The organism is Sphingomonas sp. Tas61C01, from assembly GCF_052567495.1.
The window spans coordinates 1,380,430-1,401,229 of the sequence record NZ_CP199583.1 but is presented as its reverse complement, the minus strand read 5'-3'; the positions used below and the strand labels follow the sequence as shown (position 1 = coordinate 1,401,229).

General features: G+C 70.6%; 16 protein-coding genes. 9 read left to right on the top strand and 7 right to left on the bottom strand.

What is annotated here, in order from left to right:
- The first annotated feature begins 1 nt into the window (after position 1).
- The 4 genes from ACT009_RS06625 (at position 2) to ACT009_RS06610 (ending at position 5,202) form a co-directional block, all read left to right on the top strand.
- Positions 2-1,054: an SIS domain-containing protein gene (locus ACT009_RS06625; protein ID WP_445193547.1), complete on the top strand. Its 1,053-nt coding sequence runs from the start codon at positions 2-4 to the stop codon at positions 1,052-1,054.
- Positions 1,051-2,208 carry an N-acetylglucosamine-6-phosphate deacetylase gene (gene nagA / locus ACT009_RS06620; RefSeq protein ID WP_445193546.1) on the top strand — a complete coding sequence of 386 codons (1,158 nt, stop codon included), beginning with the start codon at positions 1,051-1,053 and terminating at the stop codon, positions 2,206-2,208. The genes ACT009_RS06625 and nagA overlap by 4 nt, the downstream gene beginning before the upstream one ends.
- A 109-nt stretch (positions 2,209-2,317) precedes the next feature.
- Positions 2,318-2,974 carry a hypothetical protein gene (locus tag ACT009_RS06615; protein WP_445193545.1) on the top strand — a complete coding sequence of 219 codons (657 nt, stop codon included), beginning with the start codon at positions 2,318-2,320 and terminating at the stop codon, positions 2,972-2,974.
- Positions 2,971-5,202 (top strand): hypothetical protein, encoded by a 2,232-nt coding sequence (locus ACT009_RS06610; RefSeq protein WP_445193544.1) that lies wholly within the window; start codon positions 2,971-2,973, stop codon positions 5,200-5,202. Before ACT009_RS06615 ends, ACT009_RS06610 begins: the two co-directional genes overlap by 4 nt.
- Before the next feature lie 163 nt (positions 5,203-5,365).
- Here the strand turns inward: ACT009_RS06610 and ACT009_RS06605 are convergent, their stop codons facing one another.
- Positions 5,366-6,625, bottom strand: coding sequence for an amidohydrolase family protein (locus tag ACT009_RS06605; RefSeq protein ID WP_445193543.1), 1,260 nt, complete (start codon positions 6,623-6,625; stop codon positions 5,366-5,368).
- Positions 6,626-6,720: 95 nt separating this feature from the next.
- Here ACT009_RS06605 and ACT009_RS06600 point away from each other — a divergent pair, with 95 nt between their 5' ends.
- Positions 6,721-7,392 (top strand): cell wall hydrolase, encoded by a 672-nt coding sequence (locus ACT009_RS06600; protein WP_445193542.1) that lies wholly within the window; start codon positions 6,721-6,723, stop codon positions 7,390-7,392.
- Here the strand turns inward: ACT009_RS06600 and ACT009_RS06595 are convergent.
- Positions 7,381-9,204, bottom strand: coding sequence for a DUF885 domain-containing protein (locus ACT009_RS06595; protein WP_445193541.1), 1,824 nt, complete (start codon positions 9,202-9,204; stop codon positions 7,381-7,383). The two genes, ACT009_RS06600 and ACT009_RS06595, sit on opposite strands and share 12 nt — an antisense overlap.
- Before the next feature lie 134 nt (positions 9,205-9,338).
- Here ACT009_RS06595 and ACT009_RS06590 point away from each other — a divergent pair, with 134 nt between their 5' ends.
- The 3 genes from ACT009_RS06590 (at position 9,339) to ACT009_RS06580 (ending at position 15,407) form a co-directional block, all read left to right on the top strand.
- Complete coding sequence (locus tag ACT009_RS06590; protein ID WP_445193540.1) at positions 9,339-11,159, top strand: AI-2E family transporter; 1,821 nt, start codon at positions 9,339-9,341, stop codon at positions 11,157-11,159.
- A gap of 115 nt (positions 11,160-11,274) precedes the next feature.
- Positions 11,275-14,100, top strand: a complete 2,826-nt coding sequence (locus ACT009_RS06585) for a DUF2339 domain-containing protein (protein WP_445193539.1) — start codon at positions 11,275-11,277, stop codon at positions 14,098-14,100.
- Positions 14,097-15,407, top strand: a complete 1,311-nt coding sequence (locus tag ACT009_RS06580; protein ID WP_445193538.1) for a DUF3999 family protein — start codon at positions 14,097-14,099, stop codon at positions 15,405-15,407. Before ACT009_RS06585 ends, ACT009_RS06580 begins: the two co-directional genes overlap by 4 nt.
- Before the next feature lie 102 nt (positions 15,408-15,509).
- On the opposite strand, the gene ACT009_RS06575 is transcribed toward ACT009_RS06580, so the two are convergent.
- The 3 genes from ACT009_RS06575 to ACT009_RS06565 are packed head-to-tail and all read right to left on the bottom strand — an operon-like array spanning position 15,510 to position 18,517.
- Complete coding sequence (locus ACT009_RS06575; RefSeq protein WP_445193537.1) at positions 15,510-16,517, bottom strand: SDR family oxidoreductase; 1,008 nt, start codon at positions 16,515-16,517, stop codon at positions 15,510-15,512.
- A gap of 55 nt (positions 16,518-16,572) precedes the next feature.
- Entirely contained in the window at positions 16,573-17,556 is a 984-nt protein-coding gene (locus ACT009_RS06570; RefSeq protein ID WP_445193536.1) for a Gfo/Idh/MocA family protein, read from the bottom strand.
- Positions 17,549-18,517 carry an MDR/zinc-dependent alcohol dehydrogenase-like family protein gene (locus ACT009_RS06565; RefSeq protein ID WP_445193535.1) on the bottom strand — a complete coding sequence of 323 codons (969 nt, stop codon included), beginning with the start codon at positions 18,515-18,517 and terminating at the stop codon, positions 17,549-17,551. Before ACT009_RS06565 ends, ACT009_RS06570 begins: the two co-directional genes overlap by 8 nt.
- A 67-nt stretch (positions 18,518-18,584) precedes the next feature.
- On the opposite strand from ACT009_RS06565, the gene ACT009_RS06560 reads away from it, so the two are divergent.
- Positions 18,585-19,082 carry a DUF1003 domain-containing protein gene (locus ACT009_RS06560; RefSeq protein ID WP_445193534.1) on the top strand — a complete coding sequence of 166 codons (498 nt, stop codon included), beginning with the start codon at positions 18,585-18,587 and terminating at the stop codon, positions 19,080-19,082.
- A 4-nt stretch (positions 19,083-19,086) separates the two neighbouring features.
- Here the strand turns inward: ACT009_RS06560 and ACT009_RS06555 are convergent, their stop codons facing one another.
- Both ACT009_RS06555 and ACT009_RS06550 read right to left on the bottom strand, forming a co-directional pair.
- Positions 19,087-20,001: a glycosyl hydrolase gene (locus ACT009_RS06555; RefSeq protein ID WP_445193533.1), complete on the bottom strand. Its 915-nt coding sequence runs from the start codon at positions 19,999-20,001 to the stop codon at positions 19,087-19,089.
- A complete protein-coding gene (locus ACT009_RS06550) occupies positions 19,998-20,795 on the bottom strand; it encodes a TIGR04290 family methyltransferase (protein WP_445193532.1) in 798 nt (265 codons plus the stop codon). Before ACT009_RS06550 ends, ACT009_RS06555 begins: the two co-directional genes overlap by 4 nt.
- Positions 20,796-20,800: the final 5 nt, after the last annotated feature.

Genomic DNA, 20,800 nt, shown 5'->3' with positions numbered 1-20,800 from the left:
GATGACCGACGTACCAGATGCTCCCGCGCCCGAGGATACGCGCATGTTCGTGGAAGCGGCAGAGGGTGGCGAAGCGGTCGCGCGGTTCCTGGCGCATAACCGGGCCGCGATCGCGTCGCTGGGGCAGGTGCTGCGTCAACGCCGGCCCGGTCTGGTGGTCACTTGCGCGCGGGGTTCGTCCGATCACGCCGCGACCTACGCCAAATACATGATCGAGACGCGGCTCGGCGTCCCGACCTCGTCGGCGGCACTGTCGGTCGCGTCGATATTCGCGGCGCCGGTGGCGTCGGAAGGCTGTCGGAGCGTGTGCATCGCCATCTCGCAATCGGGGAGGAGCCCGGACCTGCTGGCCGCCGTCGCCGCGCACCGCGCCGCGGGCGCGCTGACGATCGCGCTGGTCAACGACGAAGGCTCGCCGCTCGCTGCGGCGGTCGATGTGCTGCTGCCGTTGAAGGCGGGTCCCGAACTCTCGGTGGCGGCGACCAAGTCGTACATCGTGGCGCTCGCCGGGATCGCCGCGCTGGTCGCCGAATGGGCGGAGGACGCCGATCTCGCGCAGGCCGTGCAGGCGCTGCCGGACCAGCTCGAACGCGCCTTCGCGCTGGACTGGTCCGCGGCGCTGTCGCTCGCCGAGGAGGATCGCAGCTGGTTCGTGCTCGGCCGCGGTCACGGCTATGGCATCGCGCAGGAAGCGGCGCTGAAGTTGAAGGAAACCTGCGGCATCCACGCCGAAAGCTTCTCCGCGGCAGAGGTACGCCACGGGCCGATGGCGATCGTCGGCGAGGGGTTTCCGATCCTGGCCTTCGCGACCGGAGACGAGACCGGGCAGGGCGTACGCGATGTCGCGGCCGAGTTTCGCCGCCGCGGCGCGCGGGTCGCACTGGCGGACGCCGCCGGGGGCGCCGACGCGCTGCCGGCAATCGCCACGCTGCCTGCGCTTGAACCTATCCTTCTGGTCCAGAGTTTCTACCGCTACGCCAACGCGCTTTCCCTTGCCCGCGGGCTCGATCCCGATGTGCCGCCGCACTTGAACAAGGTAACCTCGACGAAATGAGCCCGTTCCGCCTCCACAATGCGACGATCCTGACGCCTGGACGGATCGCAGAGCGCGCCGGGCTCGAGATCGACGGCGGGCGCATCGCGCGGGTCCTCGAACGGGGTGACGCCGCCAATGGCCCGTCGCTCGATCTGGACGGCGGTTACCTGCTCCCCGGCTTCATCGACACGCAGGTGAACGGCGGCGGCGGGGTGCTGTTCAACGACACCCCGACGCTCGACGCGATCGCCGCGATCGGATCGGCGCATGCGGCGTTCGGGACGACCGGGTTTCTGCCGACGCTGATCAGCGACGATTTCGACGTGATCGACCGCGGGATGCGCGCGACCGAGCAGGCGATCGAGGCGGGAGTTCCGGGGGTGCTCGGCATCCATGTCGAAGGTCCGTTCATCGACGAGAAGCGCAAGGGCATCCACGATCCGGCCAAGTTCAGGCGGCTGGACGAGGAGGGGATCAGGCTGCTCACGTCGCTGAAGCGCGGGCGGACGCTGGTCACGCTCGCACCGGAGATGTGCGCCGAGGCGGACATCGCGCGGCTGGTGGCGGCGGGCGTCGTGGTGGCCGCGGGGCACACCGATGCGGACTATGCGGCGACACGGGCGGCGATGGATGCGGGGGTGAGCGGGTTCACGCATCTGTTCAACGCGATGTCGCCGATGCTGCACCGCTCGCCGGGCGTGGTCGGCGCCGCGCTCGAGAGCCAGGATGCGGTTTGCGGGATCATCGTGGACGGGCACCATGTGGATCCCGTGGTTTTGCGCATCGCACTGCGCAGCCGCCCGATCGGCAGCTTCATGTTGGTCAGCGACGCGATGCCGACGGTGGGATCGTCGACCAAGCAGTTCCGCCTCGGCACGCGCGAGATCCGCGTCGTGGACGGGGTTTGCGTCGGACCCGACGGCACGCTGGCGGGATCGGACCTCGACATGAGCGCGGCGGTCCGCAACAGCGTGACGATGCTGGGCGTCGGGATCGAGGATGCGGCGGTGATGGCGGCGGCGGCACCGGCACGGTTCCTGGGGCTGTCGGACACCCATGGCAGCATCGTGCCGGGCGCGCGCGCGGACCTGGTATGGATGGATCGCGATCTCGTGGTGCGGGGCGTGTGGATCGGTGGCGACCAGGTCGGCGCACGACGGATCGCCGCCTGACCCGGCGCCCGGGACGCGTGCTGCCGGTATGAAGGTGCGGGCTCGCAGGCGGGCAGTCCTGCTCCTCCTGACGGCGCTCGGCGGATGCGACCGTCGACCGTCCCCCAAGATGGTATTGTGGGCGTGGGAGCGTCCGGAGGACATGCGCTTCGCGGCCGGGAAGGCCGAGATCGCGGTGCAGACCGGCTTCGTTTCGATCGACGGCGACGCGATCCGTGCGCGCGGCCGCCGCCATCCGCTCGAGGTCGGCGAGCCGCCGAGCACGGCGGTGGTCCATGTGCAGATCGAGCCCGCACGCCCGCTCCGCTGGACCCCGCTGCTGCGGCACAATCTAGCGGCGGCGGTGCTGCATTATGCGCAGGTGGTGCCGGCGCGGCGGGTGCAGGTCGACTTCGAGGTGCGTGCCTCCGAACGGCAGGCGCTGCTCGACTTGCTGGCCGATGTCCGCCGTGGCCTGCCCGCGGGTACGATCGTGTCGATGACCGCGCTGGCGTCCTGGTGCGATACCGAGAGCTGGCTGAAGGATGCGGCCGTCGACGAGATCGTGCCGATGCTGTTCCGCATGCAGCGCGGCGCCGAGACGATCCGGCGGCGGCTGGCGGCGGGCGACGATTTCCGCAATCCGCGCTGCCGCACCGCGCTCGGGATCGCGACCGATACGCCGCTACCCCGTGCGCCGACCGATAGGCTCGTGTATGTCTTCGCCCCGCAGAGCTGGACGGCAAGCGAGTTCGCGCGGGTGAAGGAGGAGGTCGGGCGGTGGTGAGCGGCAGGGCACGGCGGTGGGGTGCGATCGCGGCGGTGGCGCTGTCGGGCCAGGCGATCGGTTCGGGCGGGCCGTCGCCGCAGCCGGATTATGTCGACGTCCACGATGTCGCGGGGCTGACCGCGGGGCGGCCCGGCGTGGTGAAGGCAGCGGCGCCGGATTCGCTGCTGTTCGCGGACTGGCGCGGGTTGAACGGGCTGACGCTCGACGAGGGCGCGACCGCGGCGTTGGCCAAGCCCTGCTGCGGCACCGCGGGCGACGCGTCCTACACCTGGACGGCGGCACGGCGTAAGGTGCCGGGCGTCGCCGAGGTTTATTTTATCTCCACCGAGCGGCCCGGGCCGGACTATACCTCCACGCCCAACTGCTTCGACGACGCCTTCATCACCGCTGCGGCGACGCTGGAGGATCGTGTCCGCCGGTTCGGCAAGGATGGGCCGGCGGTGCGGGCCTGGGTCGCCGCGCAGGACGCAGTGTTCGATGCCTGCGGGAAGCCGGGCGTGGCGCTGCCGGCCTTGCCTGCGGACGCCCCCGATTGGCTGCGCGCGGATCGCGCCTACCAGCTTGCGGCGATGGCGCTTTACGATGGCCGTGCCGAGGAGGCTGCGACCCGGTTTGCGGCGATCGGGCTCGATCGGCGTTCGCCCTGGCAGCCGCTCGGCCTCTATCTCGAGGCGCGGGCGCTGCAGCGAGCGGCGCGCATGCAGCCGTCGCCGGCCCGCTTCGCCGCCGCGCATGCCGCGATCGCTCGGGTCGCTGCGGCGCCGAGCGGCACCTATGGCCGTGGCGAGGTCGAGCGGATGCGGCAGGTGCTGGCGTTCCGCGAAGATCCGGCGGGGCTGCTCGCCCGGCTCGACCGCGATCTCGGCGCGCGCGCGCCGATGCCCGACATCGCGGTGGCGTTCCGCGACTATATGACGCTGAGCGACCAAACCGCGAACAAGCCCGAAGCCGCCGACTGGATCAGGACAATGCGACCCAAGGATCGCGTTGCCGCGCTGGCGCATGCCCGGCAACGCTGGCAGGCGAAGGCGCAGGCGCAGGCGGGAGCGGCCTGGCTGGTGGCGGCGCTGAGCCTCGCCAACCCGGCCGATCCGGGCGTCGGAGACCTGATCGCGGCGGCGCGGCGCGTGGCCGATCGCGATGCGGCGTGGCCGAGCGTCCGTTATCACCTGCTGCGGCTGACGATGGCCTCGGCTGAGCCGGCGGCGATCCGGCGCGATGCGGACGCGATCCTCGCCCGGGGCGATCTGTCCCGAGCCGATCGCAACCTGTTCCTCGCGATCCGGACGCAGCGCGCCGCCACGCTCGCGGAGTTGGTGCGATACGGGCTGCGCACACCCTATTGCGAGCCTGCGAGCAAGGCATGCGTCGACGGCAACGGCTATTATGGCGACGGGTTGATCGCGCCGGTGACTGGCGGCTTCGTCGGGTTCGGCGCGGAGGCGCGCGCGATCATCGACCTGCTGCCGATGGGGCGGCGGGTTGCGCTGGCGGGCGATGCCGCGATCCCGGCGCCGCTGCGGCTCGACATCGCGCTGACCGGCTTCGCGCGGGCGGTGCAGGTGCAGGACGACGCGGCGATCGATCGACTGGCGGGTCTGCTCGTCACGCTGCTGCCGCAGATCGCGGACGATTGGCGGCGGATCGCCGTGACCCGGCCGGGCGCGGACAAGCGCTTCGCCGAATTTTACGCGATGGCGAAGATCCCGAGCCTCAGGAGCGATCTTGCCGATCTCGAACGGCCCATGGGCGTCGAGCGGGATTTTTCCGGCTATTGGGTGGACTGGCGCCTGGTGGCGCCGCGTGCGGTGTCGCCGGGCTTGCCGGTGCCGCGGCTGGCGGGCGTGACGTTGCCCGCCGCGATCCTCGGCCCGGTGGAGGATGGCGAGGCGGCGAGCGACCTCACCTGCATGGAGCGGTGCGGTAGCGGCGCGTTCCCGCTGCAGCTGCCGGGGTTCGCCGCGGCGACGCTGCCCCAGGCGTTCGCGGAGCGGCGGCGGTTCCTCACCGCGGGCACGGCGCCGTCGGTGTGGGACGAGGCGCTCGCCTATGTCCGCGCACATCCGTCCGATCCGCGCGCGGCGGAAACGCTGTACCGGCTGATCAGGGTTGCGCGCTGGGGCGCCAACCATGACCATCTCGGCCGCCGCGCGTTCGCGCTGCTGCACGCGCGGTATCCGGGGACGCGCTGGGCGGAGCAGTCGCCGTATTTCTACGATTCTTGAGGTAGGTGGCGGGTGGTCTAGGCCCGCGTTCTGTTCCGGCTGCGAGGTCTGCGGTCCCAAACGCTTGTGTCCCCGCGAAGGCGGGGACCCAGTACTGGGCTCCCGCCTTCGCGGGAGCACGACTTGGGGGAGCAGGTCCGGATAGAAACTGCGTACCCTCGCCCTAGCGCGCGACCGGCTGTCCGCCCTTCATCACCAGCCTGACCTTGCGAACCGCGCGGACATCGCGGGTCGGGTCTCCGTCGACTGCGACAAGATCGGCGAGGAGGCCCGGCTTCACCGCGCCGAGGCGGTCGGACAGGTGCAGCGCGCGGGCGTTGCCGGTGGTGGCCGCGATGAGGACGTCGGCGGGCTTCATCCCCGCGGCGGCCATCAGCTCCATCTCGCGGGCGTTCTCGCCGTGCGCGAAGACGCCGACGTCGCCGCCCATGCAGATCGGCACCCCCGCCTTCATCGCCAGGCGAAAGCTCGCGCGGTTGAGCGCGACCGCGGGCGGGGCAGGTTCGGCGCCAGTCCAGCCCCGGTAGCGGGAGGTCGCGTCGGAGGCGGCCAGGGTGGTGCAGAGCGCGATCTTCTTCGCGGCCATCTGCGCGAAGATCGTCGCGGTGCCGCCATAGCCGTGTTCGATGGTATCGACCCCCGCCGCCACTGCGCGGCTCATCCCCTCCGCAGTCGAGGCATGGACCGCGACCGGGCGGCCGGCGTCGTGCGCGGCGGCGACCGCAGCCTTCAGCTCGTCGAGGCTCAGGGTGGCGCGACTGTCTTCGCCGGCGCGCCAGCGGTAATCGGCGTAGAGCTTGATCCAGTCGGCGCCCGCCGCAATCTGCCGGCGGACCGCGGCGACCATCTGATCGACGCCCGAGACCTCCTCCGCTCCCTGCGGGACTGCCACACCCGGCTCGAAGCCCTTGGGCCCGTAGGCGCCGAGCGCGACGATCGCGCGGGTCGCGACCGACAGCCGTGGGCCCGGCACGATCCCCTGGTCGATCGCGGCCTTCAACCCGACATCGGCATAGCCCGCGCCTTCGGTGCCGAGATCGCGTTCGCTGGTGAAGCCCGCCAGCAGCGTCGCCCGCGCGCTCGCTACCGCGCGGGCGGTGCGCAGCGCCAGCGGTTCGTGAAGGACCTGATCGTCCCAGCTGGTCTCATTATACGGGTGGAGGAACAGGTGGCCGTGGCCCTCGATCATACCGGGCATCAGCGTCGCGCCGGCGAGGTCGATCGTGGTGGTGCCAGCGGGGGTGGCGAGATCGGGGCCGACTGCGACGATCCTGTCACCGGTGACGAGCACCTGCCAGCCGGGGTGGACGCTGCCGTCGACGCCATCGAATACCCCCGCGGGCTTCAGGAGCAACGACGGCGGTTCGGCGGCGGCGACGGCTTGCGCGAAGAGCAGCGGCGCGATGATCGTGAGCAGGCGCATGATGTTCCTCCGTGGTGCCAGGTCCTGGATAGCCTGTCGCGGCGCGGGCGCAATCCGGGGCTGCGTCGGCCGCGCCGCGCGGCTAAGCAGCCGCGATGTCACGACGACGCGCGATCTCCTCCTCCCGTCGGCGCGGTGCCCGGCGGCACAGCGCGGCGGAGCGTTGGCTGCTGCTGATCGGGATCGTCACGATCGTGATCCTGTTCGCAGGGCTCTTCGATCCGTGGCGCCAGAAGCCGGTGCGCCCGGCGAAGGTCGAGCCGCTGTCGATGGCGGCGGCGCGAGCGTCGAACGCAGCGGTGCCGATCGTCGCGCGGCGGCGGGTGCGGGCCGAGCCCTATCGCTTCCGCGGCGGCCCCGCGGCGCGCGAGCAGGCGGTCGAATGCCTCGCCACCGCGGCGTTGTACGAGGCAGGCGACGATCGCCGTGGCCAGCGCGCGGTGATGCAGGTCGTGCTCAACCGGGTGCGGGTCGCGGGCTTTCCGAAGACGGTGTGCGGGGTGGTCTATCAGGGGTTCACACGGACGACCGGATGCCAATTTTCGTTCACGTGCGACGGATCGCTAGCGCGGCGGACGGTGCATCTGGGCTGGGGCGCGGCGCGCCGGCACGCGCGGCAGGCGCTGGCCGGGCGGGTGTTCGCCGACATTGGGCGGGCGACGCATTACCATACCGACTGGATGGTGCCGTACTGGCGCGATTCGCTGGTGAAGGTGGCGCGGGTCGACACGCATTTGTTCTACGTGCGGGGGCGGTCAGGCCGCTGACTTGCCCTGGATGTAGCGTCCGACATTCTCGCCCAGCACGTCGAGCGGAACGTTGCCGCCGTCGACAACCGCCTGATCGAAGTCGCGCAGGTCGAAGCGCGGGCCGAGCGCGGCCTCGGCGCGGGTGCGCTGGGCAACGATTTCGGTCTGGCCCAGCTTGTAGCCGCAAGCCTGGCCGGGCCAGGCGCAGTAGCGATCGACCTCGCTGACCGCGTTGCTGCGCGGCAGCCCGGTGGCGGCGACGAACTCGGCGAGCGCGCGATCGCGGGTCCAGCCCATCGCGTGGATACCGGTATCCACGACGAGCCGCACCGCACGCCACGACAGCCCCATCAGATAGCCGAGACGGCCGGCCGGATCGCCCTCGTACATGCCGAGTTCGTCGGCGAGCTGTTCGGCATAAAGCGCCCAGCCTTCGGAATAGGCGTTGAACGCGAGTAGCGATCGGATCAGCGGCAGTTGCTGCGCATATTCGCCCTGCCAGACATGGCCGGGAATGCCTTCGTGGAATACCAGATCGGGGATCGTGACGCGGTTGTGAATCGACGGATCGCCGAGATTGACCCAGATCTTGCCGGTGATCTTGCCGTCGAGCGATCCCGGCCCGCCATAGGCCGCAGGGGCGCCCGCCTCCTGCGCCGGAGGCATCCGCCGAATCTCGAGATTGCCCTTCACCAGCCGGCGGAAGGCGTTGGGCAGGCGCGGACGGATCGCGTCGATCTTGCCCTGCATATAGGCGACGATCTGGCGGCGGCCCTCGTCGCCGCCGGGAAAGCCGATGCCGGGCCGACGCTGCAGCGCGGCGGCGCGATCGGCGACGCTGCCTTCGCTGAGGCCGAAGCTTTTCAGGATCACGTCCATCTGCGCCTGCAGCGCGATCAGCTGGGTGCGGCCGATCTCGTGGATCTCGGCTGGGGTGCGCCGGGTGGTGGTGCCGGCGCGCAGGCCCCAGGCGTACCATTCGGGGCCGTGCGGGCGGGTGAGCAGGCCGGCGGCGTCGGTCGCGACCGCGCGCTGGGCGGTGAGTTCGGCGCGTTGTCGCTCGAGCGCGGGAACGATCAGGGCGGTCGCGATCCTGGCGGCGCGGGCGGACCAGTCGCCGGGGATCGCGGTGGCCTTGCGGCGGAGCGGACCTACCAACGGACCGTCGGGCTGCGCCGCCGCGGCAATCGTCTGGGTCATCCCCGCGATCGTCTTGTCGAGCAGGAAGGACGGCGGCACGAGCCCCTTCGCCCGCGCCTCGCGGATGCGGACGGTCTCACCGTCGAGCTGCGCCGCCATCGCGGTCAGGCGCGAGAGATAGGCCTCGGCATCGGCGCGGGTGCGGACCGGCTGGTCCCCGTCGAGCAATTGCGGCACGTCGAGCCACGCACCGACATTCTGGATCACCAGATAGGGCGTGTTCCGCCAGTCGCCGATCGTCGCATAGCCATAAGGTAACGCCATGCCGTCCAGGGCGGTGCGGAAGGCGCTGTCGGCGACCGCGAGGCTGGTGAGAATGGTCTGGTCGACGCCGGTGCGCGGCACCCTGGCGAGCTCGGCGAGCGCGGCGGTGAGGAAGGTGCGGCGCTGCTCGGCACCCGCGGGGGAGCGATCGTCGAGCCGCCCGCGGAGCGCGGCGTGCGCGCCGGTGTCGATACCGAGACGGGTGGCGTCCCCCGGTTGCAGCTCGATCAGCTGCCAGGCCAGCCGATCGAGCAGCGCGGCCGCGGGAATGGCGGGGGCTGCGGCGCGAAGCGGCGTGGCGGCGAGCGCGGCGCTGGCAGCGAGGCCGGTGAGCGCATCGCGGCGGGACAGGGTGGAAGCATCCATGCCGCACAGACTGGCGGGGCGCCGGGCGCAGGTCAACGTGGCGAAGGGGGTCGGGCCAACCCGTTTGCATGATGACGATCAACCGTGCATCGAGACCGGGCCGGCGGAGCGACCCGCATGGTTCGGGGACGACGATGAACGAGACGCAGAGCCCGACCGCCGCCAGCGCTGCCCCGACCGTGCGTCCGTCGCGTGGCCGGGGGCTGGAGCCGCTGGTGCCTTGGATCATTGCCGCGATCGTGACCGCGGGCCTTTATTTCGGGCGATCGGTGCTGGTGCCGATCACGCTGGCGATCCTGTTGTCGTTCCTGCTCGCGCCGATCGTCGCCGCATTTCGGCGCGCGCGGCTGGCGCGGACGCCCGCGGTCGTGCTCGCGCTGCTGCTGTCGCTGTCGGCGATGGTCGTCACCGGCGCGGTGATCGCGAGCCAGGCGGCGACGCTGACCAAGGACGCGCCCGCCTATGCCGAACGGATCGCCGAACGCGTCGCCAAGGTGCGCGGCGACGTCCAGCAGCACTTCGGTTTCCTGCTGAAGGAAAAGGACGGCGGTGGGGGCGACCGCGCAGCGACCCGTGCGCGGCTGCAGGGCGAGCGGGCGGCGGCGCCGAAGCGCGGCGGCGGCGCGGTGCCGGTCGAGATCCGCGAGGCGCCGATGACCGCGATGCAGGAGGTCGAGCTGATCGTCCTCCCCGCGCTCGCGCCGATCGAGACCGCGTTGATCGTGCTGATCGTGACGATCTTCATCCTGTTCCAGAAGGAGGACCTGCGCGATCGGCTGATCCGGCTGATGGGCACCGCCGATCTGCACCGGACGACGCTGGCGCTCGACGACGGCGCAAAGCGGCTTAGCCGCTATTTTCTGTCGCAGTTCATCGTCAATTGCGGGTTCGGCGCGATCATCTGGATCGGGTTGTTCCTGCTCGGGGTGCCGTCGCCCGGATTATGGGGGATCCTGTCGGGGCTGTTGCGCTTCGTGCCCTATGTCGGCGTGCTGATCGCGGCGATCGGGCCGCTGGCGCTTGCCGCGGCGATCGATCCGGGCTGGGGCATGCTGCTGTCGGTCGGGCTGTTGTTCGTGCTGGTCGAGCCGCTGATCGGCTATGCGATCGAGCCGTTCCTCTACGGCCGGTCGACCGGGCTGTCGCCGGTGTCGGTGGTGGTCGCGGCGCTGTTCTGGACGTGGATCTGGGGACCGCTGGGGCTGGTGCTGGCGATGCCGCTGACGCTGATGCTGGTGGTGCTCGGGCGGCATATCCCGGCGTTCGCGATGTTCGAGATCCTGCTGGGGGATCGTCCCGCGCTGTCGCCCGCGGAGACGCTCTACCAGCGCGCGCTCGCGGGCCATGTCGACGAGGCGGTCGATCAGGCGGACGACCTGCTCGAGGCGATGCCGCTGGCGAGCTATTACGACGACGTCGTGCTCGGCGCCTTGCGACTCGCGGCGGCGGACCGAGATCGCGGCGTCGTCGAGCGTGAGGCGATGCACGGGGTCGCCGACACGATCATGCAGGTGCTCGCATCGATCGACGCGCACCTCGCGCGGGGGGTGGACGAGGCCGGCACCGCCGGCTGCCTCTGCATCCCGGGACGCGGGCCGTTCGACCTCGTTGTGGCGAGCATGACCGTCAGCCTGCTGCGGCGCGACAACCTCGCCGCACGATTGCGGCCGCGGGAGGACCGGGCCGGATCGGGAAGTGACGACATGATGCTCGACCGTGCCGACCTCGTCTGCCTGCTCGGCCTGTTCGATGCGCGCGCGGCACGGCGGATTCGGCCGTTGTTCGCCGATGTCGAGGCGCGATCGGGGGCGGGTGCGGTGATCATCGGGGTGCAGCGGGTCGCGGGCGATCCGTCGAACGAACCCGGCATGATCGTCCACGACGACCTGGCGGGCGTGCGCGCCGCCGCGGCGGCGGTGCTGGCAGGCGCCGGGCCGGTCGCCGTCCCGGTTTGACCTCGGCGGGCGACGGAACGGGAGCGGTAGCGCTCGACCGCACGCGGTGCGTGCGCCATGAAGGTGGCGGCGATGGGGGCATCGTCAGCATCCAGGCGAAGGGAATAGCCGGCTGATGATCATGTGGATGGGGATCGTCGGCGCCCTGACCGGCTGGTGTCTCGGCGACTTCGAGGAGTGGATGTTCGTCCTGGGCGGTGTCGTCGGGCTGTTCGCCGGATGGGTGCTAAGTCGCGGCGTTCGCGCCGAGGTGGCGAGGGCGACGAAGACGCTGCAGGACCAGGTCGACGCACTGCTGGCGCACGGCTTTGCGCCCGCGGCGGTGGCGCCGCAAGCGCCCGTCGAGATCGCGCCCGATCCCGTACCCAGGACCGCGACGATCCGGGCAGCGCCGCCCGAACGCGTCGCGACCACCGCGAGCGAGGTAGCGCCCGAGCAGCGCGCGCCGGCGCCCGTGGTGCCGCCCGCGCCCGCCGAGCCGACGATGCTGGATACCGCATTCGCCGCGGCGAAAGGCTGGCTGTTCGGCGGCAACACGATCGTGCGGATGGGGCTGGTGATCCTGTTCGTAGGGCTGTCGTTCCTCGCCAGCTATGCAGCGTCGGCGGGGCTGTTCCCGATCGAGCTGCGGCTCGCGCTGGTCGCCGCGATCGGCATCGCGCTGCTCGGCGTGGGGTTCAGGACGCGGACGCACCGGCCGGAGTTCGGGCTGGCCTTGCAGGGCGGCGGGGTCGCGACCTTGTACCTGACGCTATTCGCGGCGGCCAAGCTCTACGATACTATTCCGATCGCTGCCGCCTTCGTGCTGATGGTGGTGGTCTGCGCGCTGGGCTGTGCCCTGGCGCTGCTGCAACGGTCGCAGGCGCTGGCGGCGACGTCGTTCGCGGGCGGCTTCGCGGTGCCGCTGCTGCTGGCGAGCGGCGGCGGGCCGATCATCGGGGTGTTCGTCTACTACACCATCCTCAACCTCGCGATCCTGTTCATCGCGCACCGCCAGGCGTGGCGGGTGCTCAACCTGATCGGGTTCTTCGCGACCTTCGGCGCGGCGACCCTGTGGGGGACGAGCAGCTACCAGCCGGGCGATTTCGCGGCGGCGCAGGCGTTCCTGATCCTGTCGGTGCTGATCTACGTCGCGACCGCGGTGCTCTATACCCGCGCGACGCCGGGGCGGTTCGGCAACGTCGTCGATACGACGCTGCTGTTCGGCCCGGCGCTCGCTGGTTTCGGTCTCGAGGTCGGGCTGGTCCACGATCGGCCGTTCGGAAGCGCGTTCGCGGCGCTGGGCTTCGCGGCGCTGTACCTCGCGGTCGCCGGGTGGACGATGCGCTACCGGCGCGAGACATTCCGGGTGATGAACGAGACGATGCTGGCGATCGGCATCGGTTTCGTTACGCTGGCGGTGCCGCTGGCACTCGGCGCGCGCTGGACGAGCGCGGCCTGGGCGCTCGAAGGGGCGGGAGCTTTCTGGGTCGGGATGCGGCAGGCGCGGTGGATGCCGCGGCTGTTCGGCATGCTGCTCCAGCTGCTCGCGGCGTTCGTGTTCGTGGCGGGTGCGCGCGACCGACTGTCGGCGATCCCGCTCGCCAACCCCGGCTTCGTCGGCGCGATGTTGATCGCACTGGCGGCGCTGGGGACGGCGTGGTGGCTGCGCGAGCGGCTGCCGACCAGCGGATCGCGGCTGGCAAACGGCTATGCCGAGGTGGAAGCACATCTCGGCAAGCCGGTATTCCTGTTCGGTTTCTTCTTCTGGTGCCTCGCCTGGGCGCTGGAGGTGACGCGGAACGCCCCGTCGCTCCACGCCGGCCTGTCGCCCGCTCCGGCGATCGAACCTGCGTTGTGGCCGCTGCTGATCATGCTGACCTATGTCGTCAGCGCGTGGATCGCGGCGACCGTCGCGCGTCGCCTGCGGTGGCCGGTCGCGACCTGGCCGAGCCACGGCACGCTTGCGGCGCTGGCGCTGGCGTTCGTCGCGACGACGCGAGCGGGGAGGCATGTGCCGTCCCTGCCCGATGCGATCATCTGGGCGGTCGGGATCGCGCTGCACCTGCGGCTGCTGTACCTCAACGACCGGGCGGAGAGCGCCGTCGCGCCGGTCGCGCTGTTGCAGGCGGAGCATGTCGGCGGCGTGTGGCTGGCGACCGCGATGCTGGCGGACTGCCTGTGGCTCGGGGTCGATCGGGCACGGCTATGGGGCAGCGCGTGGGCCGATGCCGCGTTCCTGATCGGCGCGATCGCGGTGCTGGCGGCGCTGACGCTCACCGCCGGGCGTGCGATGGGCAGGCGCGGCGTGGCGCGGCGCTGGCCGATCGACGCTCATGCGACCGGCTATGGCTGGCGTGCCGCTATCCCTATCGCCGCGCTGGCCTATCTCGGTGCGTTGGTCTCGGCGGTGACGTCGGCGGGCAATGCGGCGCCGTTGCCGTACATCCCGCTGCTCAACCCGATCGACCTGACGCTCGGGATCGCGCTCGGCGGCCTGGCCTTGTGGCGGCGGACGATGCTGGAGAGCGACCCGCGGCCCAAGGGCGTCGCGGCGCTTGAGGGCTATGGACCGCTCGCGGCGCTGGCGGGTCTCGCCTTCGTGATCGTCAACACGATCTGGCTGCGCACGGCGCATCAGCTGCTCGGGGTGGCGTGGAACGGCGATGCGCTGCTCGGCAGCGTGGTGGTGCAGAGCGGGCTGGCGATCCTGTGGACGTCGCTGGCGCTGGCGCTGATGGTCACGGCATCGCGGCGCAAGGTGCGCGGGCTGTGGCTGGCGGGCGCGGGGCTACTCGGGTTGACGGTGGTGAAGCTGCTGCTGGTCGATCTCGCCAACTCCGGTGGCGGCGCGACGATCGTGGCGTTCATCGTGGTCGGCGTGCTGATGCTGGTGGTCGGCTATCTCGCGCCGCTGCCGCCGCGCGGGGGGCCGCCGGTGCCGGAAGGAGCGACGGCATGACGCGAGTCCGGAGAGCGGGATGGCTGGTGCTGGCGTTGTGGTCGCTGACTGCGGCGGACGGGCCGGCGGAGTACGGACTGAAGGTGCCGGTGGTGCCCGGCGCGGGATCGACGGTGCAGCGGATCGATCTGCCGCCTGCGGTGCTCGCCGCGTCGCGCAGCACGGGGCTGGCGGATGTGCGGGTGTTCGACGCCGCGGGTCGCAGCATGCCGATCGCGCGGGCGGCACCGGCGGTGGCCCCGGGGCGGCACTACGAATTGCCGGCGCTGCCGATCCTGGGCGCGGCGGACACCGTGACGGTGACCGGCGTGTCGCTCCAGCTCGACGGCGCCGGCGCGACGCGAAGCGCGCGGATCGACGGCACCGTCGCGGGGGAGCCCGGCGCGAAGCTGGTCGGCGTGCTGTTCGATGCGCGGGCGATCAGTGCCGCGGCGACCGGCCTGACGATCGATGCGGACCTGCCCGTCGCGCAGCCGGTGACGCTGACGGTGGAGGCGAGCAGCGACCTCAAGACCTGGCGACCGATCGCGGAGACCGCTGTGTACCGGGCGGCTGGCGACACCGCGCAGCCGGTGCTGCGGCTCGGCGGGGCGATGCTCGACCGGGATTATCTGCGGATCGGCTGGCGCGCGGCGTCGCGGTTGCTGACGCCCGTCGTCATTCGCCGAGCGAGCCTTGTCACCGGCGGCGCGGCGGCGGGCGCGGTGACGGTGTCGGCGACGTTGCCCAAGTTGCAGGACGCGCACGCGTTCGAGGTCGTGGTGCCGTTCGCGACGCCGATCGCGATGCTGCGGGTAGTGACCGGCGGCGACGATCTGGTCGTGCCGGTGCGGGTGTTCGGGCGGCGCGACCGGGAGCAGCCGTGGAACCTGATCGGGACTGGCACCGCCGGGCGCGGGGCGGCGGCGTCGCTCGACATCGCACTTGGCGACGGCGATTATTCGACGATGCGGATCGAGGCGGACGAGCGATCGGCAGGGTTCACCGTCGCGCCGACCTTGCGGATCGGCTTCGCCCCGCGCGCGATCGTGTTCGTCGCGGCGGGGCGACCGCCGTTCACGCTCGCGGCCGGGCGGGCGGGAGCGAGCGATGCGTATCTGCCGCTCGGCAGCGTGATGACGCAGGCGGGTGGCGGGTCGGTCGCCGCTGCCTCCGTGCAGGCGCCGCGAGACGATCTGCGGCTGGCCGCGCCCGACGATGCGGGCGGATCGCGACGGCAGATCATCCTATGGGCCGTGCTGATCGCCGCCACCGCGGTGCTCGCGGGAATGGCGACGGTGCTGTGGCGGCGGCAGGCGGTAAGCTAGCTTTTCATGGCGATGTCGTGCTCCTGCAAACGCAGGAGCCCAGGGTTACGTGCGTCACCTGTCGTGACCCTAGGTTCCTGCATTCGCAGGAACACGGATGGTTCAGCGCTCGCGGCGTTGGCGGGTGACGAACAGGGCGGTGAGCGCGGCCGCGCCGGCGAACAGCGCGGTGCGGGTGACCGCGGGGTGCAACTGCGCCGCGGTGTAGAGGCTGGTCTTGCGGCCTGGCTGGACGCCCGAGCGCTCCTGGCCGTGGCGGCCGGGCGCGAAGATCGTGCTGGCGGAGGGGCGCCGTGTCGGGTCCGACATCATCGGCTCCATGAATGGCGCGATGACGTCGAGCAGCGCGGGGAAATGCTTGCCGACCAGTACCTGAAGCCGGCCCGCGCCGCCGACCGTCACGTCGCGGCGGACATGTTGGGCAGCGTCGAGGATCGCGCGCGCGACCAGCGTCGGATCATAGACCGGCGGCGGCAACAGGCCCTCGCCATCGACATGCTTGGCGGCGTTCTGCGCGATCGGGGTGTCGATCCCGGCGGGCTTGATCAGCGTGACCGCGATCGGCAGCTTGTCGGCGGTCAGCTCCATCCGCAATGCATCGACGAAGCCGCGAACTGCGTGCTTGGACGCGCTATAGGCGCTGAGGATCGGGGAGGGCAGGTCCGACGCGATCGAGCCGACGGTGACGATCGCGCCGCCATGGTCGCGCAGATGCTCGATTGCGGTCAGCGCACCGTGGACCGCGCCGAAATAGTTGGTCTGGAACAGCTGCCGATGTTCGTCGAGCGGGGTGTCGACCAGCTTGGCGTAGATCGCGGTGCCGGCGTCGTTGACCCAGGTGTCGATCCGGCCATAGCGCGCGATCGCGGCATCGGCGGCGGCACGGACCTGCGCGATGTCGCCGACATCGGCGACCGCGTGGATGGCATCGCCCCCCTTGGCGACGATCTCCGCCACGGCATCGGCGAGCGAGCGTTCGTTGCGCGCGACCAGCACGACCTTGGCACCACGTTCGGCGGCGAGCTTGGCGGTGACGAGGCCGATGCCGGAGCTGGCGCCGGTGATCACGATGACTTGGTCGGCGAGCGGCTTGAGGGTGATCTTGGTCATTAGCGTACCTTATGCGGTTCGCTGACCAACCACGCCGTTGCTCATTCGTTCCTGATCAGCCGGCGTAGATCCGATCGAGCACGCGGGAGACCACGATGAGGTGATCGGCCGCGGGATCGAAGCGCTGGCCGTCCGCCAAGCGTCGTGCCCAGTCGACCGCGGCGCGGCCGCCCCATTCCTCGGGCGGGGTGGACAGCGGCTCGGCGGCGGTGCCGCGGTAGCGTTCCGCGCTGAAATCGTAGAAGGAGCCGTCGACGTTGCGGAGCGCGGCGCCGCCGGCGGTGCCGTAGAATTGCGCGGAAATCTCGGCATCGCGGCCCGCATGTGCACGCCACGAACAGGCGAGGCGGATGATCGTGCCGGTGGCGAGCACGATCTCGGCGATCGCGAAATCCTCGATCCCGTCGGCGGCGACGGGCCTCCCGCCTGCGGTCAGGTGAGAGCGGACCTCGCGGACCTCGGAAAAGCCGAGCGTCCAGAGCGCGAGATCGACGAGGTGGACGCCGAGGTCCATTACGCAGCCGCCGCCGGACTGGGCGCGGTCGTAGAACCACGGCTTGTCGGGGCCATAGGCGTTGTGGAAGACCAGGTCGACGCTGTGGATGTCGCCGAGCTCGCCATTGCGGACGAGCGCGGCGATGCGCTGCATGCCGGTGGTGAAGCGGTAGGACAGGTCGACGCCCAACAGCCGGTCCGCGGCGCGGGCGGCGGCGACGACCGCGGCGGCCTCGTCGCCGCTGCGGCCGAGCGGCTTCTGGCAGAAAACCGCGGCGCCAGCGTCGAGCACCTGGATCGACTGGGCGGCGTGGAGTGCGCTGGGGGTGGCAATGACGACGCCGTCGGGCGCGAGCGCGAGGATCTCGTCGAGCGTCGTGACCAGCGCGGCAGCGGGGGCGAGGCGTTGGGCCTCTGCGGCCATCTCGGGGGAGGGATCGGCGATCGCGACCGCCTCGACCCGGCCGTCTGCGAGGATCGCCGCCATGCGGTGACGACCGATCCAGCCGGTGCCGAGGAACCCGATGCGAGGCTTGTCAGTCATAGGTCACGAGCGCCTTCACGAAGCCGTCGGGCTTGTCGCGGGTCGCCTCGATCGCCTCGGCGACGCGGGCGAGCGGATACCGATGGGTGTAGAGCGGCGCGGGATCGAGCCGGCCGCTGGCAACCGCTTCGATCGCTTCGCGCAGGCCGCGCAGGTTGACCGCGGGATCGCGTTCGTGCGCGTTGATCACGTCAATACCCTTCCAATTCCACATCTGCATGCTGACCTGGCGGGGGCCGTCCTGGTGATAGCCGGCGACGATCAGCTTGCCGCCGAACCCCACCAGCTCGCCCGCGAGATCGAGCGGCCATTGCTTGCCGACCGCCTCGATCACCCGCTCGCACAGCGCCTCGCCGGTGATCCGTTTGACGTCGTCGATGATGCGATAGTGATTGTCCATCACGATCGTTTCCGCGGCACCGAAGCGGCGCGCGAGATCGAGCGAGGATTGCCGCCGCGAGATCGCGATCACCCGCGCACCCGCGTCGGTGGCGAGGCGAGTGAGCACCGCGCCGAGAAAGCCGATGCCGACGATCGCGACGGTCTGCCCCGGGTGGATGTCGGCACGTCGGAAGATGTTCATCGCGCAGCCGAGCGGCTCGCCGGGGAAGGGCTTGCCCGCGAGCGCGGGCGGCAGCACCGCAACCTGATCGGCGCGTGCGATGTCGTATCCGGCGAAGCTGTGGCCCGCGAGCGTCGCCACCCGGTCGCCGACGCGGATGTCGTCGACGCCGTCGCCGATCGCGTCGACCAGGCCCCAGCCCTCGTGGCCGAGCCCGCCGGCGTCGCCGGGGAAGGTCGACCAGGGCTGGCCTTCATAGGGTTCGACGTTGGACGCACAGACGCCGCACCCCTCCAGCCGGACGCGGACCTCGCCGGCGCCGGGCATGGGCAGCGGCACCGTGGCCATGATCATCGCCGCGGGGCCGGTGAGCACCGCCGCCTGCATCGTTTCAGTCACTTAGGAACCTTTCCGCGCGGATGCGGCTTGGATTGACATGGCCGAGGTCGAACGCACGGAGCCGGGAATGACCCGCACGCTCGAAGACAATATCGAGCGGCTCGCCACGCGCCAGCGTCGCGAGGCGGCCGCGGCACCGATCAGCGAACGGCTGTCCGATGCGATCACCGCCTTCGCCGGATCGATGACCTTCGTCGCGTTGCACCTGGTGGGCTTCGGCGGCTGGATCCTGATCAACCTGGGCTGGCTGCCGATCGTGAAACCGTTCGACCCGAGCTTCGTGGTGCTGGCGATGATCGCGTCGGTGGAGGCGATTTTCCTGTCGACCTTCGTGCTGATCAGCCAGAACCGGATGGCGGCGATTGCCGATCGGCGCGCCGATCTCGACCTGCACATCAACCTGCTGGCCGAACACGAGCTGTCGCGGCTCGCCTCGCTGGTGGCGTGCATCGCGCGCAAGCTCGAGGTCGAGATCGACAGCGAGGACGTCGGCGAGATCGAGCGCGACGTGCAGCCCGAACGCGTGCTCGACGCGATCGAGGCGGCGGCGCCGACCCGCGGCTGAGCGATCACGTGCCGGTCGCGACCACTGGCGGCGCGGGCGCGTACCGGTCGATCATCCACGCGCAGAAATCGGCGAATGCCTGCGGATCCTGCGCGGCGCTGGTGTGATGCGGGGCGACGCCGAGATGCTCGGGAGTGAAGCAGAAGGTGACGGTGACGTCGAAGTCGGCGAGCGCCTCCATCTGCCGGTCGAACCAGTCGATCGCGTCGGGGCGGAAGCTGTCCGCCCAGCTCAACCCGGTGCGCAGCTTGCGCGTGCCGAGCCGCTTCATCCACGCGACCGCATCGTCGAGGCGAGGGTCCTGATAGTGGAACCACTGCATCAGTCCCATCTCACTTGCGACCTTGGCATATTCGTCGAGCGAGGGCTTGGGCGTACCGTCGGGGCGGATCAGGCCCATGTAGAAATGGCGGTAATAGCTCGATCCCTCGGCCTCGCGGTGGCGGGTCTCGGCGCCCCATTCCATCGGCAGGTCGAACAGCGAATACCAGAAGATCCGCGGCACCCGGCCGATCAGAAGCTCGGCGGTCCGCTTGACGCCGAACACCTGCACCTCCTCGGCCCCGAACGAGCCGACGCCGACCTCGGTGACCCAGATAGGCTTGTCGGTGACCGCCTCGATCTCGGCGATGCGATCGGGCCATTCGTGGATCGACCACAGATTCCAATCGAGCGGAAAGCCATGGACCGCGACGACGTCGACCGCGTCGAGCGCGCCGTGCGCCTCGATGCGCTTGAGCCAGTGCGGATCGATCGGCGACATGCCGCCGAGCACGCGGGTGATCGCGGGATTGATCGCCCGGATCGCACCGCCGGCGCGGATCACGGTGTCGGAGAAGATCGACCAGTCCGGGTCAATCGCGGGATCCCAATGCGACTTGTTATTGGGTTCGTTCCAGATCATCGCGGCTTCGATCATCGCGCGTCTCCGTTGATGCCCGCGCGGGCGGGATAAACCGCGGCGGGTCCGAAATCGGCATAGGGGACCGGGGCGACGCGGCAGAGATAGACGTCGTGCTCCGGATGCGACTCGATGGTGAAGCCCGCCGCGCGCAGCATCGCCTCGGTGCCGGCGCGGTTCGGCGCCCACCAATTGCTCCAGTCGTGCGCGAACTCGCGTTCGATGAAGTGCATCTTTGGATAGCCGGGCTCGTCGAAATATTCGGGCGGATCGAAGGTGCCGGGCTTGTGGAAGGGGTGGTCGGCGGGGACATCGGCAACGTCGTCGGAGCCTTGCTGCATGGTCTGGAACAGCATCATGTCGCCGGCGACATGTTCGCGGATCAGATCGAGCGCGAGCAGCGGGTGGCGGAGGTGGTAGAGCACGCCCATGAAGATCACGACGTCGAACCGCTCGCCCAGCGCGGCGATGTCATAGACCGACAGGTTGCGGAACTCGACATCGGTGAAGCCGAGCGCGTCGGTGGCGAGGCGGGCCTGGGCCAGGTAGCGGTCGTCGCTGTCGATCCCGAGCACCCGCGCGGCACCGCGGCGCTTCATCTCGACCGAATAGAAGCCGGCGTTGCAGCCGATGTCGAGCACGGTCTTGCCGGTGAGGTCCGCGGGCAGCGCGGCCGCGAAGCGCGCGAACTTGAAGCGCGGATAATCGCCGAGGAAGTGATCCGGCGCGGTGACGATGCCGTCGCCGAGATCGATATTGTGGAACCAGGGGGCGAGCGCCGCCACCCGTTCGCGCAAACTGTCTTCGGTCATGGTCG

Excerpts from the sequence above, each read along its gene's own strand:
- ACT009_RS06550 (WP_445193532.1), bottom strand. The coding sequence starts at position 20,795 with ATGACCGAAGACAGTTTGCGCGAACGGGTGGCGGCGCTCGCCCCCTGG.
- ACT009_RS06615 (WP_445193545.1), top strand. The coding sequence starts at position 2,318 with ATGGTATTGTGGGCGTGGGAGCGTCCGGAGGACATGCGCTTCGCGGCC.
- ACT009_RS06570 (WP_445193536.1), bottom strand. The coding sequence starts at position 17,556 with ATGACTGACAAGCCTCGCATCGGGTTCCTCGGCACCGGCTGGATCGGT.
- ACT009_RS06605 (WP_445193543.1), bottom strand. The coding sequence starts at position 6,625 with ATGCGCCTGCTCACGATCATCGCGCCGCTGCTCTTCGCGCAAGCCGTC.
- ACT009_RS06560 (WP_445193534.1), top strand. The coding sequence starts at position 18,585 with ATGACCCGCACGCTCGAAGACAATATCGAGCGGCTCGCCACGCGCCAG.
- ACT009_RS06625 (WP_445193547.1), top strand. The coding sequence starts at position 2 with ATGACCGACGTACCAGATGCTCCCGCGCCCGAGGATACGCGCATGTTC.
- ACT009_RS06555 (WP_445193533.1), bottom strand. The coding sequence starts at position 20,001 with ATGATCGAAGCCGCGATGATCTGGAACGAACCCAATAACAAGTCGCAT.
- ACT009_RS06600 (WP_445193542.1), top strand. The coding sequence starts at position 6,721 with ATGTCACGACGACGCGCGATCTCCTCCTCCCGTCGGCGCGGTGCCCGG.
- ACT009_RS06590 (WP_445193540.1), top strand. The coding sequence starts at position 9,339 with ATGAACGAGACGCAGAGCCCGACCGCCGCCAGCGCTGCCCCGACCGTG.
- ACT009_RS06575 (WP_445193537.1), bottom strand. The coding sequence starts at position 16,517 with ATGACCAAGATCACCCTCAAGCCGCTCGCCGACCAAGTCATCGTGATC.
- nagA (WP_445193546.1), top strand. The coding sequence starts at position 1,051 with ATGAGCCCGTTCCGCCTCCACAATGCGACGATCCTGACGCCTGGACGG.
- ACT009_RS06595 (WP_445193541.1), bottom strand. The coding sequence starts at position 9,204 with ATGGATGCTTCCACCCTGTCCCGCCGCGATGCGCTCACCGGCCTCGCT.
- ACT009_RS06580 (WP_445193538.1), top strand. The coding sequence starts at position 14,097 with ATGACGCGAGTCCGGAGAGCGGGATGGCTGGTGCTGGCGTTGTGGTCG.
- ACT009_RS06585 (WP_445193539.1), top strand. The coding sequence starts at position 11,275 with ATGATCATGTGGATGGGGATCGTCGGCGCCCTGACCGGCTGGTGTCTC.